The sequence below is a fragment of the Dolichospermum sp. FACHB-1091 genome (genome assembly GCF_014697585.1).
GTDB lineage: Bacteria > Cyanobacteriota > Cyanobacteriia > Cyanobacteriales > Nostocaceae > Dolichospermum.
Genome location: NZ_JACJSB010000023.1, coordinates 36467 through 53453, shown reverse-complemented (window position 1 = coordinate 53453; position 16987 = coordinate 36467). Strand labels below are relative to the sequence as shown.

Here is a 16987-nt window from a genome sequence, read left to right as displayed (position 1 = left end):
TCTCAAATAGGACTAATCTTACTACAAAATGCCCCAGGAAGTCACTAATGACAGGTAGTAAATGAGGAATAGTACAGAAATTTATATTCAGACTGAAGGTGATACTATTAAATAAGTGTTCTCGAAATCACTGTTTTACAAGACTAAAATTTGTTAATTGGGGTTAAAAACCGCTGGTTTATTTATGAAAGTATTGAGTTAAGTAAATTTTGTATAGCATTTGATACAAAAAAATATGCAGAAAAAATAATGAAACTAAAATATAGTTATAATTTACACAAAACTAGGCGTATCACAAAATGGCAATTTTAGCAATCTTTGACCATATAACTAGTTGGCGTTATAGTCTTAATTTGTGAGTCAGCAACAAAACCTTATTATGGTTCGAGAACTTGAACGTCAACGTCAGGGTGTAACTTTCCCAGAAGCCGCGCCAGCAGCAAATCCCGTGTTTTTTAGGACTTACAGCCGTCGCACAGAAGCTGGTTTAAGAGAAACATGGGATCAGGTATGCGATCGCACATTACGCGGTTTAGTGGAACTAGGAAAACTCACCCGTCAAGAAGCTGCAATTTTAGATAAGATGCAGCGGAACATGAAATCTCTCCCCAGTGGGCGCTGGATGTGGGTTGGTGGCACAGCTTGGTTAACCAAGCCCAAAAACTTCTCCGGTGCTTATAACTGCACCTCCACGAACCTTGTAGACTGGAAAGCCTTCGGGTTAATGATGGACTTAGCGATGATGGGCTGTGGCACAGGCGCTATCATTGAAGCGCAGTATATTAATCAACTTCCTTTTATCCGTAATCATCTTGATGTCAGCATTTGCGGGGAAATTGGCAGTACACCCAAAGAACAGCGTCGTGAATTTACACAAACCCATATAGAAGGTAACAACGTTATTATTCACGTTGGAGACAGTCGAGAAGGTTGGGTAAAATCTTATCAAACCCTTTTAGAACTTTCCACCGATGAATGCTTTACAGGTAAGGTTCAGGTAATTGTTGATATTAGTGATGTGCGTCAATCGGGGGAAACTCTCAAAGGTTTTGGCGGTATGGCTAATCCTGTCAAATTACCAGAATTGTATCGGCGCTGCGCTTCGATTCTGAATAAGGCAATAGGGAGACAATTAAACTCAGTTGAATGTTGCTTATTAATTGATGAAGCTGCCATAACAATTGTTGCCGGTAATATCCGAAGAAGTGCGGGCATAAGACAGTTCCTTTCTGAAGACGAACAAGGCGCGACTGCTAAAGACAACTTATGGCAACAAGACGCAGAAGGCAACTGGCGTATAGATCCAGAGCGCGATTCTTTACGGATGGCCAACCATAGCCGAGTCTTTCACCATAAACCAACCTTAGAAGAATCTATTGCTGCTGTACGTAAACAATATTACAGTGGTGAAGGGGCAATTCAATGGGCTGGTGAAGCAGTCGCTAGGGCTAATGCTGATTTATTAAATACACCAGAACTTAAAAAAGACTTTTTGCAAGCTTACGAGCAAGGAAAAGCTAAAGAATGGATAAAAAAATACCATCCAGAAATTGATTCTCAAGAATTAGAGCATCGTTTGGGTAGATATGGCTTAAACCCGTGTGGTATTTTATAATACTTGCCTCACGTAAAAAACCCCGCAAATACGGGGAAAGCTGAGAAGCTAATCCCGTGGTAATCAATGGAACTAAAAAGCTATTGACACCGTACAGCGTAGAGAGTGAAACTAGATGACAATGGAAATTGTTTTCTAGAATATAAATCTCCAAGAGTGTGGGGGTACGTATGACTAGCAGCTTCTATGGCTATTTGTGGTTTTTAGAGATAAAATTAGTGCTAAGGCAAAAGCTAGATTTACAGATCCTGAATTTAAGGAAAAGTTTCTCAATAGTCCCAAGCGAAAAGCTTCTTTCAGCCTTTGTGGGATTCAATTCAAAAGGAACATAACATTTTGGACATTAGAACTATCTACCAAATTGTTGTGGGAAAACCCTGTAGTCGAAAAGAATTTCTCTATCATTTACAGTCATACGTATAAAAGGTACGCGGAGCTACAGGGAATATAGAACCTGTAGAACTAGAGGATAAAAAGCCTCTAGGGTAACAAAACTGGAGATTATTGGTGCTAACTTCCACTGTAACTTATCGGAAGTACACTTAAACCGACTTGATCCTGACAACTATAAAGAACAAGAAGAAGCGTTTACCGCTGGTGCGCTTTCCGTTGTCGCCCTGTTAAATCACCAATTCCTTGAACCCCGTTATCAATATAGCCGGGAATTAGATCCTATTGTCGGTGTGTCATTTACCGGTTTATTTGACTTTTTTGTTCATGCTTTTGGTACAGATTGGTTGCGCTGGTGGGAAGCAGGAAGACCACAAACCCCCCAAGGATTGATTTTTAAAAGTCGTGAACAAAAATATCTTAACTTCTGGAAAGATGTAGTCCATAAAGTAGTATGGGAATATTGCGATCGCCACAAGCTTAAACGACCTAACCGTTGTACTACAGTTCAACCAGCCGGCACCAAATCCCTTTTAACAGGGGCTTCACCGGGCTGGCATCCCCCTAAAGCCCAAAGATTCATTCGTCGGATTACTTTCCGTAAAAATGACCCTGTAGCCCTAGCCTGTATAGATTATGGTTACAACGTCATCCCCTCTCAATCTGACAAGGATGAAAACGGTAACTTACTTAATGATCCTTTTGATCCTCGGTGTACAGAATGGTTAGTAGAAATCCCCGTCGCTGTGTCTTGGGCTGATTTACCCGGTGCTGATGAAATAGAAGTTTCTCGGTTTTCCGTCTTAGCGCAATTAGATTTTGTTATGGAAGTTCAGAATCATTATGTCACCCATAACACCTCAGCTACCCTAGAACTCCGTTCTGAGGAAGTTGAATTACTGGGGACACGCATCTATGAAGCTATCCAAAATGATGAAGGATATATTTCTGCTGCGTTATTAGCACGGTTTGACGATTTGCAATCATTTCCCCGTTTACCCTTTGAACCCATAGACAACGCCACATACAAACGCTTATCTCAAGAAGTCAAAGCCCGACGGAAAACAGATGATTTCTGCGGAGCCTTAAGTCGTTACGATTTGGGAGAATTATCAGAAGCAGGACCTAGCGGTTGTGACTCTGACAAATGTATGTTCCCAGAACAGCCACCCACATCATAAAATCCCTGTCATAGTCAGTTTAACTCCTGTGGGGTGGGCTTCTAGCCCACCCATAGATTTTAGACCTTAGATTTCTTCAAAATTTAGATGCGTTTTCTTTGCCAAGATATATTAAGATTAATAAAGAATTAATAATTTTTTACAGCGATAGCAATACTTGGAGAGTGTTATGTTTATTAGTGAATTATCCCCCCTAGTTAAAGAATTTGCCCAAAATCCAGTTTCATTTATGGGTGGTTTCGTTTCCGGTGTCCTCCGACTCAACCTGAATGAAGAACCCGTCAAAAGTTGGCTAGATAAAAAATGTTGTGCAAAAAGTTCTAGCATCCTGAATACAGATGTCCACAACGGTAAAGCCAATACCCCTCAACAAATCACAATTGATTAAATCACTCAAGTTAGCCCGCTAAGTGCTAAATTTAGCTGGCTAATGCGTAATTAGTCAAAATTTTGCCTTTAACCTATTGATATATCAATCTAGAATATGCTATAAAAAAACGACAGGTTGCTGAATGGCTCTTTATTCAGAAAATTATAAATAAATAATTAAGAGTGCCATTAACTATCGCAGTGATCATTCTCAAGCTGGCGATAAGGATCACAATAGGATAAAAGTAATTGGAGTAATTGGAAGAAATTTTTCAGGTTGGCATATCCATGGGTTTAGTAGTATATTTCGCCACTGTGTAAATTAAAGGAAATAGTTCGTGGGTGAAAATGACCGGAAACCTGTTGAATGGGGATATTGCCAGAGAATGATTTTAATGATAGGGTAGATTGAGATTTATGTTTTTGAGAAAAAACCCCCAGTGGATGTTAGCCAGGGGAGTTTAGTTATCAGGGTGCATCTACCAATTGAATGTTCTCAGGTGTATAACTATCTTCCGGATAAATTTATTTTTAACAAGTTTGTTTTGATTTCGGGAGTCAACTGCCTAGCACTTATGAGAAAGAGCGGGAACAGAAAAAACCCCCAGTGGTGTTAGCCAGCTAGGGGAAGTTAGTTATCAGGGTGCATCTACTTGTTAAGTGTTCTAGGGTTATGTGTCATGTTCCGGAAAAAAATGAGTATATGGTAATGATTAAGTGGCGCTAACCATAAACAAGAAAAAACCCCCAGTGGTGTTAGCCAGCTAGGGGAGGTTAGTTATCAGGGTGCATCTACTTGTTAGGTGTTCTAGGGTTATGTGTCATGTTCCGGAAAAGAATGAGTATATGGTAATGATTAAGTGGCACTAACCATAAACAAGAAAAAACCCCCAGTGGTGTTAGCCAGCTAGGGGAGGTTAGTTATCAGGGTGCATCTACTTGTTAAGTGTTCTAGGGTTATGTGTCATGTTCCGGAAAAAATGAGTATATGGTAATGATTAAGTGGCGCTAACCATAAACAAGAAAAAACCCCCAGTGGTGTTAGCCAGCTAGGGGAAGTTAGTTATCAGGGTGCATCTACCAATCAACTGTTCATTGTTTTTAACTTATGCTCCGGAAAAAATTACCCAAAGATTGCTGTTTGTCACATACTGAAAAAATTCCTGTGGCTGGTAACTGGGTAGGGGAGTTGGTTATGAGAATCCCATCTACTTAAGCACTGATTTAGAAATGCTTACAAACGCTCTTGGTTAGCAAGAGCGTTTTTTATTTGCCAGGATTAGGGCTGATTAAAAAAGGTAGGAGGAATAAGACTTTACAGCGAATTTCAGGTAAATGAACCACGGTTTTTGTTTCGCGCAATCTCTCTTAGAGATCCCGAAGGGTAGGCGCAAAGTAGGGAAGGCGCAAAGGAAGAAGGTAATCAAAGTCTGGTTTAAATCGCCGAAAACTGCTGTAAGGGCGACAGCAGGATATGCAAAGATACCGCTACTCACTAAAACGGTTTAAAGCTGAACCTGGGAACGGTCAAAATCAATTTTTCCAAGCTCAAGCTAAAGTTATTCAAAATACTGTCACCTGTTAGCTGTGGGGACAGATAACTTATTCAGCTTCAGTAAACGCGAATAAAAAAAAGAAACCCCCTAGTGAGTTTTAGGCAACTAGGGGAATTAAAGATCAAGGTGCATCTACCAATAAAGAGTTCTCGATAGGGATCAACTAATCCGGATAAACTTTTAGAAGGGAAATAGGCAGAAAACCGTGTTAAAAACTAGATTAAGATCAATGGATCAGCAACGCCTATCTGAAACATGAGAATAGCAAAATACATCTACACCATCCTGTGCTATCGGGATTGTCTAAGTTTTATGGAGCAGAAGTTGTGACCCAGGAATTTCACCTTTCGGCAACGCCAGTAGGGCAAAATGACTATTTGGTGCGGACTGAACAAGTAGCATCTGGGGTACCGTTGGCAGAAGAACTGGTACATTGGCCTGTGGCTGAATGGTTAGCTGCCGCCGGACAATTGATGGATGACCCTTTGCAGTTAGTTTTGCAGGGGGAGATGATTCCCAGAAACTCTGTTAACTTGGTGGCTTTGGGTCAGGAGTTGTATAATGCACTATTTCAGGGAACTCTCAGAGATAGTTGGATTACCGCCCAAGGTATTGCCCAAAATCACCAACAAGTGCTGCGGCTAAGATTGGGACTTAAAGACCCCAGATTAGCACGGCTGCCATGGGAAATCATGCACGCAGGTGATCGCCCTTTAGCTACGGGTCCTTATATTACCTTTGCCCGTTACCAAAGTGGTATGGACCCAGTAAATGCATACTGTAGAAGATCTCCGACGCGTTTACAGACTCATAATATCCCCACGCCAGTGGAAGAAAGGGGGCTGAAAGTGTTGATGGTGATTTCTTCGCCTGCGGACTTGGTGCAGTTGGATTTACTCAAGCAAGAAGCTATCAATCTGAAAGCAGAACTGCACCGCCAAGCATTAAAATTGGCAGATGGTAATCATAATCTACCAGAAATTGAATTGACCGTTCTTGACGAACCAGGTAGGGAAGAACTGACCCAAGCTTTAGAACAGGGAAATTACCATATTCTCCATTATTCCGGTCATAGCAACTTGGGCGTGAATGGTGGGCAAATTTATCTAGTCAATAAAAAAACTGGTTTAACAGAAACTCTCAGCGGCGATGATTTAGCTGGGTTACTGATTAATAATAATATTCAAATGGTAGTGCTTAACTCCTGTTTTGGAGCATATAGAGCTAAAGCCGACGGTGGAGAACTCTCAGGAGAACGGAATTTAACAGAAAGTTTGGTCAAGTGGGGAATTAGAAGTGTACTGGCAATGTCAGAACGCATACCCGACGAGGTGGCACTGACGTTGACGCAACTATTTTACCGGAACTTAAGCCAGGGCTATCCTTTAGATCTGTGTGTGAGTCGGGTTCGTCAGGGCTTAATTTCTGCTTATGGTTCTCAACAAATGTACTGGGCTTTACCGATTTTGTACCTCCGGCGAGAATTTGATGGTTGTTTGACACCAAAAGTTAACTTATCTAGTTATATGTCTACGCCGGAGGTGCTATCGGAGTTATTAAACGAATATCAGCTACCCCTGCGGACTGATAATAATCCCTATTCTGGTGTGATAAATAATCCAGAGGGCTTGATGGCTATTGATGATCTCCTTAATACAAATTTGGAAGAGGAGACAACGGAGGTAGATTGGCTCTTGGGAGATACCTGGGGCGATCTTGTAGATGAAATTGAGTATGATTACCCCAACTATGATCAGGATTCAGCAATAGTTTCTGATTTGTTTCGTCAGCTTGGCAATGGGTTAGCTACAAGCGAGGAACAAAGTATGAAAGCGGAACTCATCCAAAAGGATCATCATTTGTCGGAAATACAGGTTTCTGAAGTCGAGGAAAATTTAGACTGGGGAAATGTAGCAAATTCGATGACACCAACTTCCTCAAATATTCAAAAGCGACGGGTAAATCACCCTTTATCACAGTCTCCTTTAGCGACCCCAGGTAATCGCTATCACAGGAGAAAATCATTATTGCTGTTGGGCATTTTCGCTGCAAGTGCGATTACCATGATCCTTGGTGTTGCTTGGTGGTGGCATCAACGACAGTCTCAGCAGCATCTTCTACCTGATATCCCGCCCATTCCCGGACAAAAGATCACTAACAATCAGTATCAAAGTATTAATTTATTTAACTCTGCTACGGAGATTGTCACTGCTACAGCCACGGCACAATTGAGTCAAGGCAATTTAAAGGATGGATTGAGCGCTATTCATGAATTATTAAATCGTGGTGCTTTCACGGCTGCGGAAACGGCTTTAAGTTTGATTCCTGTTCAGGATACCCAAAATCCATCTGTGAACTTTGTCTGGGGGCGATTAGCTTGGCAATGGGTACAAACGGGAAATAATAAGTACAGTGTTGATGATGCACGCCGTTACTGGGCTAGGGCTGTACAGAATCAGCCGGATTCTATTTTGTATAATAATGCTTTGGGATTTGCCTATTATGCGGAGAATAAGCTCAATTATGCTAATGATGCTTGGTTCAAGTCCCTGAGTTTAGCATTAAAACCCCAGGAGAATGAAGGTGCAAATTTGGGAGAAACAAAGTATCCAGAAGTAGCTGGAGAACCGGAGGCTTTGACTGCTTATGCTGGGTTAGCTTTGGGGTTATATAAAAGCGCTCAGAATCAACCCGCTGATAAACGTCAACAATATTTACGGGAAGCGATTAAACTTCGACAAATGGTGATTCAAAATGCACCCGCAGATTTTACTATGGAGAAATTATCACGAAATTGGCTGTGGACTCGACAGGCGATCGCAGATTGGCAAAGTCTGGGACAAGTTAAGCTACCGCTTTTGTAATAAAATAGTCCATAATTGGAGAGAATGACCCTGAAGTTAAATAACTAGTGCTATACTTACAGCGTGAGACAAGGGATCTGGTTAGATATATAAACGACGCTATTAGAAGTCAGGAATCAAAAAAATGAAAAAAGTAGAAGCCATTATCCGTCCATTTAAGCTTGATGAAGTGAAAATTGCTCTGGTTAATGCGGGCATTGTGGGGATGACTGTTTCTGAAGTCCGGGGTTTTGGCAGACAAAAGGGTCAAACTGAACGCTATCGCGGTTCGGAATATACTGTAGAGTTTCTGCAAAAACTGAAGGTGGAAATTGTCGTTGAGGATTCCCAAGTTGACACGGTTGTGGATAAAATTATCTCCGCAGCCCGTACTGGTGAAATTGGTGATGGTAAAATCTTTATTTCTCCTGTTGAACAAGTTGTACGAATTAGAACGGGAGAAAAAAATATAGAAGCGGTATAAATATTAGATATTGAATCCTACATATCTACAAGAGATGCGTTGCTGAGTCTGTGAAAATAAAAACAGGAAGATCAAAAACAGTCAGCAACGCGCCCTTCGGGAAGTCAAAAGTGAAAGGTCAAAAGTCAAAAAGTACAGAATTTGTATTCTATTTTTATTTTAGAGATCACCCAGGGTAGACACAAAGGAGTAAAGTGGAGATATTTAATCTTCTAATTCTCACAATGAAATCTTTGTTTTTAAATTTAGATTTTTAATTCTCCCGTTGTATTGTATTTTTGCAAAATTCCAATCACAACCGCTGGTATTTCTAAATGGGGAATAATTCCTGTATCTGGTATTTCCTCAAAACCTTGAATTACCGCAGGATTTAAACCAGCTAAACGTCGTCCTAATTCAATATTTGTAAACTGTGCTTTTTCACCCCAGAAAATGACACTGGGAACTTGAATTTGCTGAATATATAAACTCAAATCAAAGTAAAGATTCCCCTTTAAAAAAGACAAAGCCGCAAACTTAGCCTGATATTGTTGTGCAGAAGTTAAATAAGCTGCTACCATTTCCTGTGTCACCCTTTCTGGTTTAGCAAAAAGAAAACTTTGTAAAAAATTCCTAACTGCAATTTCATTTTCTGCACCCAAAGCATAAATTAAATTATCTACCAAAGGTGTATTAATCAAAGAAAGTGGTAATCTCCGTCCCGCACCTTGTCCAAAATCATTGAACCCCGAAGGACAAACTAAAAACAAAGCTTTGAATAAATGGGGATAAGTAATAGCCAGACGAATAGCAAAAGCCGCAGTTAAAGAAGATGCTATTACAGTTACACTTTGGTGACAAGTTTGATGAATAAACTCAATAATTGTGGTTAAATAATCTTCAATTTGATAATCTCGCACGGGGTGAGCAGATTTTCCCCAACCAATTAAATCTGGGGCTAAAATTCGATATTTTGCAGCATAAGCTGGATAAATTTTAGACCATTCATAAGCGGACGCACCACCACCAAAATTATGTAAAAATAACAATGGTGGTAAATCTTGATCCACTGCATTTTCCCAAGGGGCGCTAACTTGGGTATAGTAAACCATTGTCCCCAAAGATGTATGAATGAACTTACTACCAAAACCCGGAGGTTGAAACTGAATCATAACCATGAAGCTCAATCTTTACTAAGGACAAGTTGATTTATATTGTCACTACTAATATTATAAGCAGCACCAAACCCAATTACAAAACGTCCGTTTTTGGGTGTGAGTTGAAAAATCCGAAAATCTGGTAAACTGCGTAATGTGGAAATCAATTCTCCAAAACGAATCTGAAATTTATCAACAATTTGTTGCCATTTTTCACTTTCTCTCTCTAGCAAATTTGCGGTACAATTAAAATTTAAACGCCGACGAGCGAAAATTTGTTTAGTTTTAACTTCGTCCTCAATAAATAAAACACTCACAAAAGGATGATTATGAATATTTTGGGTGTGAGTAGCTAGTCCACTAACATAAATGTAGATTTTTTTATCATCGTCGCTAACAAAAGGAGCGTAACTAGCGTCAGGAATCCCCTCTTTGTTAACTGTACTCATGATAATGCTGGTAAATTCTGTGGGAAATTTCTCGTATTCGGCTTGGGCTTTTTTAAGTTGATCGATCATGATTGATAATTATTTATTTTAACGAACCACTCCAGATACAGAGGACACGGAGGAAAAAATTTATTTGGGGACTTTTATATTATATCAATAAGTTGATATTTTACAGCACTTCCCGATGTTATGAGGTACAAGAACCCCACCCCCAACCCCCTCCAATATCAAAAGTTTATCCTTTTCTTCCCCCCGCTGCGGGGGGATTGAGGGGGGTGCGAGGAGGGGGCTTAAGATGTACTTCATAAGAGCGAAAACCGCTGTATCTACTATATACACAAAAAGTTGATACAATAAGAGTAAAATATAGTGGTTACATAGTAGTTATGAATAACAACAATCGTTCACAATGGGATTTATGCAGGTTCATTAAAACTCTCACCTACTTTGAAGTATTTCCGGTTCTGAACTGGATACAAAAACTTTTTCAAGGTAGTCCTAAAGATCATCAAAATATATCAAAAGTAGGAATAAATATGGGTGTAATTCTGGTAGCTGGTGCGACTGGTGGTGTGGGTAAACGAGTTGTGAAAAAATTGGTAGCGCAGGGTTATCAGATCCGTTGTTTGGTTCGAGATATTGACAAAGCGCGGCCAATTCTCGGTGATGATATTGATTTGGTGGTTGGAGATATTACAAAGCCAGAAACTTTGACAAATTTAATTTTGGCTAATATTCAAGCTGTAATTTGTTGTACAGCAGTTCGTGTACAACCAGTGGAAGGAGATACACCAGATAGAGCAAAATATAATCAAGGTGTGAAATTTTATCTACCGGAAATTGTTGGAGATACACCAGAAAATGTTGAATATCAAGGTGTGAAGAATTTAGTTGAAGCAGCAAAAAAATATCTGGTTGCTGTTGGTGAAAAACCAATATTTGATTTTACTAAACCATCAGATCAAATCAAAAATATCTGGGGTGCTTTGGATGATGTTGTCATGGGTGGTGTCAGTTCTAGTAGTTTCCAAATTAGGGAAAATAACGCAGTATTTACAGGTAATGTTTCTACTGCTAATTCTGGCGGTTTTGCTTCGGTAAGAACTAAGAATTTTTCACCTTTATGTGATTTATCAGGTTATCAAGGTGTGAAATTGCGGGTTAAAGGTGATGGCCAACGTTATAAAATATTTTTACGCACAGAGTCAACTTGGGACGGAATTGGTTATAGCTATTCCTTTGATACTGTTGCTAATAATTGGCTAGATATTCAGATCCCTTTTACAGATTTGTTCGGTGTATTTCGTGCCAAAGTTGTTAAGGATTGTCCACCAATTGATGTTAGTAAGATTTGTTCTTTACAACTAATGTTGAGTAAGTTTGAATATGATGGTGCTTTAAATCCTAAGTTCAATCCTGGGGTTTTCTCGCTGGAAGTTTCATCAATTCAAGCCTATGGTGGGGAAACTTTACCTCAATTTATATTAATTAGTTCCGCTGGGGTGACTCGTCCCGGAAGACCAGGAATTAATTTAGATGAAGAACCACCCGCAGTCAGATTAAATGACCAATTAGGAGGTATTTTGACCTGGAAATTACGAGGTGAAGAATGTTTGAAAGCTAGTGGAATACCTTATACAATTATCAGACCTTGTGCTTTAACAGAAACAGCGGGAGGAAAGGAATTAATATTTGCACAAGGTGATAATATCAGAGGAAAAGTTAGTCGTGATGATGTGGCAGAAATTTGTGTACAAGCAATTAAAGAACCAAAAGCGAAAAATCTAACTTTTGAAGTCAAGGAAAGCGAAATGGTTGCTAATAATCCAAATTGGCAAAATCTATTTTCTTCCTTACGAGTTGATAAATAAGAATTTGAATAATTAACAAGTTTGTTGGGTTGCTTTTATCAACCCAACCTACGGTTTTCATTTAATTAGTTGATAATATGATGTTAAATAGAGATGAATTTGTTGCTTATGAAGGTGGTTGTCATTGTGGTGCTGTGCGATTTCGTGTGTTAGTTAATAATCATCAAGTTGATGATTGTAATTGTTCAATATGTTCTAAAAAAGGATTTTTACATTTAATTATCCGGCGAGAACAATTTACTTTATTACAAGGGGAAGATGTATTAAAAACTTACAAATTTAATACAGAAGTAGCACAACATAAATTTTGCGGAATTTGTGGTATTCATTCTTTTTATATTCCCCGTAGTCACCCTGATTCTATTGATGTTAATGTACGGTGTTTAGATGGCAATGTCATTGACAATTTTCAAATTGTGCCTTTTGATGGTATAAACTGGGAAGAAAATATTCATAAACTCAAGAGAGGTTAAATATCTTTAGGACTTACGTAAGTGTCACACCAAACAGTTGCGTAAGTCCTGTAGAATTTTGTGTAAAATTATGAAATTTCGTGGTTCAATCACTACCCACCCTCAACACTAACAGGAAATATATGACTAAAAATAACTTATTTACCCGCAAAAAACCCATACTATTATTACCAATTCTCACTTTTATTACTACTTCCTTTTTCCCGATTCTCCCATCAAAATCCCAAAATATCCCCCTACCTTCTCAAGCACCTTTAGAATTAGATCTACTCACCCAACCCAAAGATAATATCATCACGGCTAAAACTATTCATCCCCAAAAATTGACAGTTCCTAGTTTATGGTGGGCTAAGGAAAACTCGGAAAACAAACTTTTAGATAATTGGATAGCTTACCCAGCTTTAAAAAACGAACCCCCACGAGTAGATTTAATTGTCAATCAGCAAATGTGGACTGTATTAGATTATCTAGAAAAGTATGTTTTTGTCAATCGTTTGGGTAGTATAGCCAGTAAATCTGGTTACAATATTCGATTTTTTGATAATCAAAGAGAACCCCTAGCAACTTACACATGTAATTTTACTCAAAGTCCCGTTTCCTGTAGTATTCAGATGAATAATGAAAGCAAATTGGGGTTACGTCCCTCTTTCTAAAATTACGATTTTTTCATCTTCATAAATAAATCTTCATACTCTTTTATTACTTCCGGGGGTAGAGGACGTAAAAATTCACTTTTGGTGAAAATTTCCGAATTATTTAATAACAAGTTCTGTAGGGGCTTCTGGACATCACCCAGAGTGATATTATTGTCAATGGGAGAATTGCTTTTAGTTAGTAAAGCAATTTGCTTAGATGTATTCGGTTGTAAACAAAAATCTAGCCATTTATATGCTAGAGTATCATTACTAACTCCTGTAGGACTTACCCATAAATCTGCCCAAATTGCTGTTCCTGACTGGGGAACAATTGCGGCAAATTTTTGATAACGACTGATCATGGGGATGATATCATTTGACCATCCTACTGCTAACCAAGTATCCCCAATAATTAATGGTTCTAAATAGTTTGTAGAATCATAAAATTTAACTTGTTTATTTAATGCTTGTAATTCTGATTCTAAGGAGGAGATTTGATTAATATTTTCGGTATTATAAGATTTTCCTAATTTTTTCAACACTAAACCAATTACTTCTCGCGGATGATTAAGTAAAGATATCCGATTTTCTAATTCACTGCGCCATAAATCACTCCAATCTCTCGGTTTCCATCCTAATTTTTGAAACTTTTCTTGATTATAAACAATGACTGTATTCCCCCAGCGGTAAGGAATACCCCAAATTTTCCCTTCCTGATCATGCTTAACTAATTGTTGCCATTTTTCATCTAGTTTAGCTAAATTCTCGATCTTTCCTGTTTCCAAGGGTTGAATTAATTTCTGATTAATTGCTGCTTGTAACCAATAATCTCCCAATGTTACCAAATTGGCTGGAAATGAGCTTTGATTTTTATTACTTGGTGGTTTTTGCCAATTTTGCAATAATTTAAATAATTCCTCAATCTGATCAATTGGGGTAAATTTCAATTTACCCCCTGACTCTACACTTTTCCGAAACTGATTAACTACCTGACCGGGAATGGAATTTTTTAATAGCTGTACATTCAGAGGCGCTTGCTTTGTCTCGCACCCAATTATGATTTGAGAAAGTGCTAAAGTAGTTGTACCTAATAAAAAAGATCGTCTGTCCATGGATTTTGCATTTAAGGCAAGAGACAAGAGGCAAAAGGCAAGAGTAAAGAAGTTTTCAGCGATTTTACGTTTCTTGACACAGTTTGGTTTGATTATGTTAACCTAACTTTTGTCGCTACTACATAAACAAAGTCCACCTGCGTGGACTTTAGGTCAATCGCTAATTAATTTATAATTGATTGGGCTTCTTGATACATAATCTCCTGAAAATGAATCAAATCTTTTTGCGGGTCAGCCAAACTAACTTTTACTAATAAATTTTCTCCCAAACTAACAGAACGCCGGAAGGACATAGGCAATTGTAAACCTAGATCTTCTAATAAAATCAGTGCTAAATTACTATCTTCACGCAACCACATCAATACTGTCACCTGCCAAACTTCTTCAGGATGACGACGTAAATATTCTAAAGCATAATATCTATTAGTTTGTCGTTCTACCATCGTTGCTTCTTGGGTGGCGCTGCTGACTGTCATCATCACTTCTTTGAGTTGTTCCGCAGAGAATGGTAAACCTTCACCGCGTAAATGTGCTTTCAATTGGAAATGAGTCAGTAAGTCGCTATAACGGCGAATAGGAGAAGTAGCTTGTGTATAGGTATCTAAACCTAAGCCAGCATGACGTACAGGTGTAATACTCATTTCGCTCTTAGGCATACAGCGGCGCATAGCACAGGAACGAACAAAACCGGCTGGGAGTAGGAGCAGTTCTTCGTCTGGAGGTAATTCCGGTTGAGGTTGACCGCGAAAAGGGAGGGGGATATTATGGGTTTGTCCATAACGGGCTGCTACTTCTCCCGCCAGAATCATCATTTCTGCTACTAGTTGCCTGGACAAGGAATCATCTAATATATCAATATTTATATCATCGTCCTTGACTTTGATCATCGCTTCTGGCATATTGATACTAATAGCCCCTTGACCATAACGCCAATTTTTGCGTATTTTTGCCCAATTAGCGATCGCTTCAATTTCTGGTTCTGCTTGTACTCCCAATTCCAACATCTCATCTACATCTTCATAAGTGAGACGATAGGTAGGCTTAATTAACCCAGTATGGATAGAATAATCTTCTACAGCCCCAACTTGATCTAAAATCACCCCAAAGCTGAGGGCGCAACAGACTTTCCCCTGCACCAAACTCATGGGACCTGTAGCTAACACCTCTGGAAACATGGGAATCATCCCCGTAGGTAAATAAACCGTACTCCCCCGTTTTCTCGCTTCCAAATCTAATTCATCATCTGGCATTAATAACCTAGTAGGATCGGCTATATGTACCCATAACCGTTCTTTTCCATCTGGTAATATCTCCCAACTTAAACCATCGTCTATTTCCGTCGTGCTTTCGTCATCAATGGTGTATACCTTAAGATGTGTAAGATCGAGACGGTTTGTGTCTAAATCTGTGGGAGGGAAATCCAAACGTTCTTGCGCCACTTCTAATACCTGATGAGGAAATTGAACAGAAATTGATGAACGACGCAGAAACAGGTTTTCATGGGGACTCCACCAACCCAAATCTATCAACAGTTGAAAAGCACCCTGGGGCGTAGCAGAACGCCCCAGCATATTCATAGTTTCTAATACTGGGGCTGAAGGTGGACAAGCACGAGCTAAAGAGTCGTAATTCACCTTGAGCATGATCACATCTGCCAGCAGAGTCGCATACTTTTCTAACGCTTCTAAACGCTGGCGATCCATTCTTTGCCATTCTACCACTTCGCCCTGAAGAGCCTGTTCTACACGGGCTAAAAATTCCTGCTGTCCCTTTGCTTTTTGTGATTCTACAGCCATCTGGTGCTTGCGTTCTGCTACCTGGGCTGCGCTACGTGGTTCGTAAGCCTCCCCTTTTTGCTTAAAATAGAGTTTATCCTCTGATAGCAAACAATGGGCTGCATAACACTGGGGAGGGGCTGATTCCGAAAACAGTAGATTAGCCATTTCCTTGGGGGTGACAGTTTCCCCCTCTTCAATCAGTAGTTCCCACGCTACTTCCAAACTCGACGGATCTAAATAAGGCTGGACTTGATTTAAAAATTCAGCAATTTCGCCCGGTTTATAGATTTGTCCGTTAACTGTGTACGTAAATTGGCGCGGTGCGAGACTGTGAGATTGACCCCGTTCATCTAATACAAACCAACGAGTTTTCCCGTCTGGACGATCTACCACCCCCAGACGGCGATCGCTTTGAACCCTAAATTCAACTAACGTCCCCTTATCCACAACTGTCGCACTTTAATATTTTTAGATTTTTACACTGGAGATTCGGGATTAAATAACTGGTATCTAATCCTTTTTTTCCATTATCCCATTAATTCAATATTAAATTTTAGATTTTGGACTCAAAGTAACCGCGCAATACCTATGCAACCGCCACTTTTCTTGGATGATGTTCCAAAATCCAAAATCCAAAATCTTCTTAACCTTCGGCGTTAATGAAGGGTAACAAAGCCACGATCCGGGCCCGTTTAATAGCTAGAGTTAGCACCCGTTGTTGCTGACAAGTCAACCCAGTAATTCTCCGAGGTAGTATTTTACCACGTTCTGTGAGAAACTTCCGCAACAAATCTACATCTTTATAATCAATGGCTTCTCCGGGCTTAATGGGAGAAAGACGACGACGATAGTAACTCATTCTTACTTAATTTCCTTGTGAACTGTGTGTTTGTTACAGTGGGTACAGAACTTTTTCAGTTCTAAACGGTTGGTTGTGTTCCGACGGTTTTTAGTGCTGGTATAGCGGGATACACCAGGGGAACGTTTATCTGGATTTGTCCGACACTCGGTGCATTCTAGTGTCACTATTATTCGCGCACCTTTACTCTTAGCCATAAACTTACAAACTGTAAAGCTTGGAGACAATTAACACAA

General features: G+C 39.4%; 12 protein-coding genes and 2 pseudogenes. 8 read left to right on the top strand and 6 right to left on the bottom strand.

Going from position 1 to position 16987, the window contains the following annotated elements; all coding sequences use genetic code 11:
• Nucleotides 1–379: 379 nt before the first annotated feature.
• From nrdJ (H6G25_RS15035) to H6G25_RS15015, 5 genes and pseudogenes are all read left to right on the top strand, one after another.
• Nucleotides 380–1606 (top strand): annotated as a pseudogene (nrdJ, locus tag H6G25_RS15035) (ribonucleoside-triphosphate reductase, adenosylcobalamin-dependent); the annotation flags it as partial.
• Between the two features lie 506 nt (nt 1607–2112).
• Nucleotides 2113–3186, top strand: a pseudogene (gene nrdJ, locus H6G25_RS15030) (ribonucleoside-triphosphate reductase, adenosylcobalamin-dependent); the annotation flags it as partial.
• Between the two features lie 169 nt (nt 3187–3355).
• On the top strand, nt 3356–3574 hold the full coding sequence (locus tag H6G25_RS15025) for a hypothetical protein (RefSeq protein ID WP_190393185.1): 219 nt from the start codon (nt 3356–3358) through the stop codon (nt 3572–3574).
• 1863 nt (nt 3575–5437) lie between these two features.
• Nucleotides 5438–7975, top strand: coding sequence for a cell division protein HetF (gene hetF, locus H6G25_RS15020; protein WP_190393184.1), 2538 nt, complete (start codon nt 5438–5440; stop codon nt 7973–7975).
• A gap of 124 nt (nt 7976–8099) precedes the next feature.
• Complete coding sequence (locus H6G25_RS15015; RefSeq protein WP_190393183.1) at nt 8100–8438, top strand: P-II family nitrogen regulator; 339 nt, start codon at nt 8100–8102, stop codon at nt 8436–8438.
• Between the two features lie 245 nt (nt 8439–8683).
• Here the strand turns inward: H6G25_RS15015 and H6G25_RS15010 are convergent, their stop codons facing one another.
• Both H6G25_RS15010 and H6G25_RS15005 read right to left on the bottom strand, forming a co-directional pair.
• Nucleotides 8684–9589, bottom strand: coding sequence for an alpha/beta hydrolase (locus H6G25_RS15010; protein ID WP_190393182.1), 906 nt, complete (start codon nt 9587–9589; stop codon nt 8684–8686).
• 11 nt (nt 9590–9600) lie between these two features.
• Entirely contained in the window at nt 9601–10089 is a 489-nt protein-coding gene (locus H6G25_RS15005; protein WP_190393198.1) for a pyridoxamine 5'-phosphate oxidase family protein, read from the bottom strand.
• A gap of 320 nt (nt 10090–10409) precedes the next feature.
• On the opposite strand from H6G25_RS15005, the gene H6G25_RS15000 reads away from it, so the two are divergent.
• From H6G25_RS15000 to H6G25_RS14990, 3 genes are all read left to right on the top strand, one after another.
• Nucleotides 10410–11894 carry a CIA30 family protein gene (locus tag H6G25_RS15000; RefSeq protein ID WP_190393181.1) on the top strand — a complete coding sequence of 495 codons (1485 nt, stop codon included), beginning with the start codon at nt 10410–10412 and terminating at the stop codon, nt 11892–11894.
• Between the two features lie 77 nt (nt 11895–11971).
• Nucleotides 11972–12367 carry a GFA family protein gene (locus H6G25_RS14995; protein WP_190393180.1) on the top strand — a complete coding sequence of 132 codons (396 nt, stop codon included), beginning with the start codon at nt 11972–11974 and terminating at the stop codon, nt 12365–12367.
• A 122-nt stretch (nt 12368–12489) separates the two neighbouring features.
• Complete coding sequence (locus H6G25_RS14990) at nt 12490–13020, top strand: hypothetical protein (protein ID WP_190393179.1); 531 nt, start codon at nt 12490–12492, stop codon at nt 13018–13020.
• 2 nt (nt 13021–13022) lie between these two features.
• Here H6G25_RS14990 and H6G25_RS14985 read toward each other — a convergent pair whose 3' ends face one another.
• From H6G25_RS14985 to rpmG, 4 genes are all read right to left on the bottom strand, one after another.
• Nucleotides 13023–14114 carry an extracellular solute-binding protein gene (locus H6G25_RS14985; protein ID WP_190393178.1) on the bottom strand — a complete coding sequence of 364 codons (1092 nt, stop codon included), beginning with the start codon at nt 14112–14114 and terminating at the stop codon, nt 13023–13025.
• A gap of 164 nt (nt 14115–14278) precedes the next feature.
• Nucleotides 14279–16339 (bottom strand): RNB domain-containing ribonuclease, encoded by a 2061-nt coding sequence (locus tag H6G25_RS14980; RefSeq protein ID WP_190393177.1) that lies wholly within the window; start codon nt 16337–16339, stop codon nt 14279–14281.
• Nucleotides 16340–16535: 196 nt separating this feature from the next.
• Complete coding sequence (rpsR, locus tag H6G25_RS14975) at nt 16536–16751, bottom strand: 30S ribosomal protein S18 (RefSeq protein WP_190393176.1); 216 nt, start codon at nt 16749–16751, stop codon at nt 16536–16538.
• A 2-nt stretch (nt 16752–16753) separates the two neighbouring features.
• On the bottom strand, nt 16754–16948 hold the full coding sequence (gene rpmG, locus H6G25_RS14970; protein ID WP_010998585.1) for a 50S ribosomal protein L33: 195 nt from the start codon (nt 16946–16948) through the stop codon (nt 16754–16756).
• Between the last annotated feature and the right edge of the window lie 39 nt (nt 16949–16987).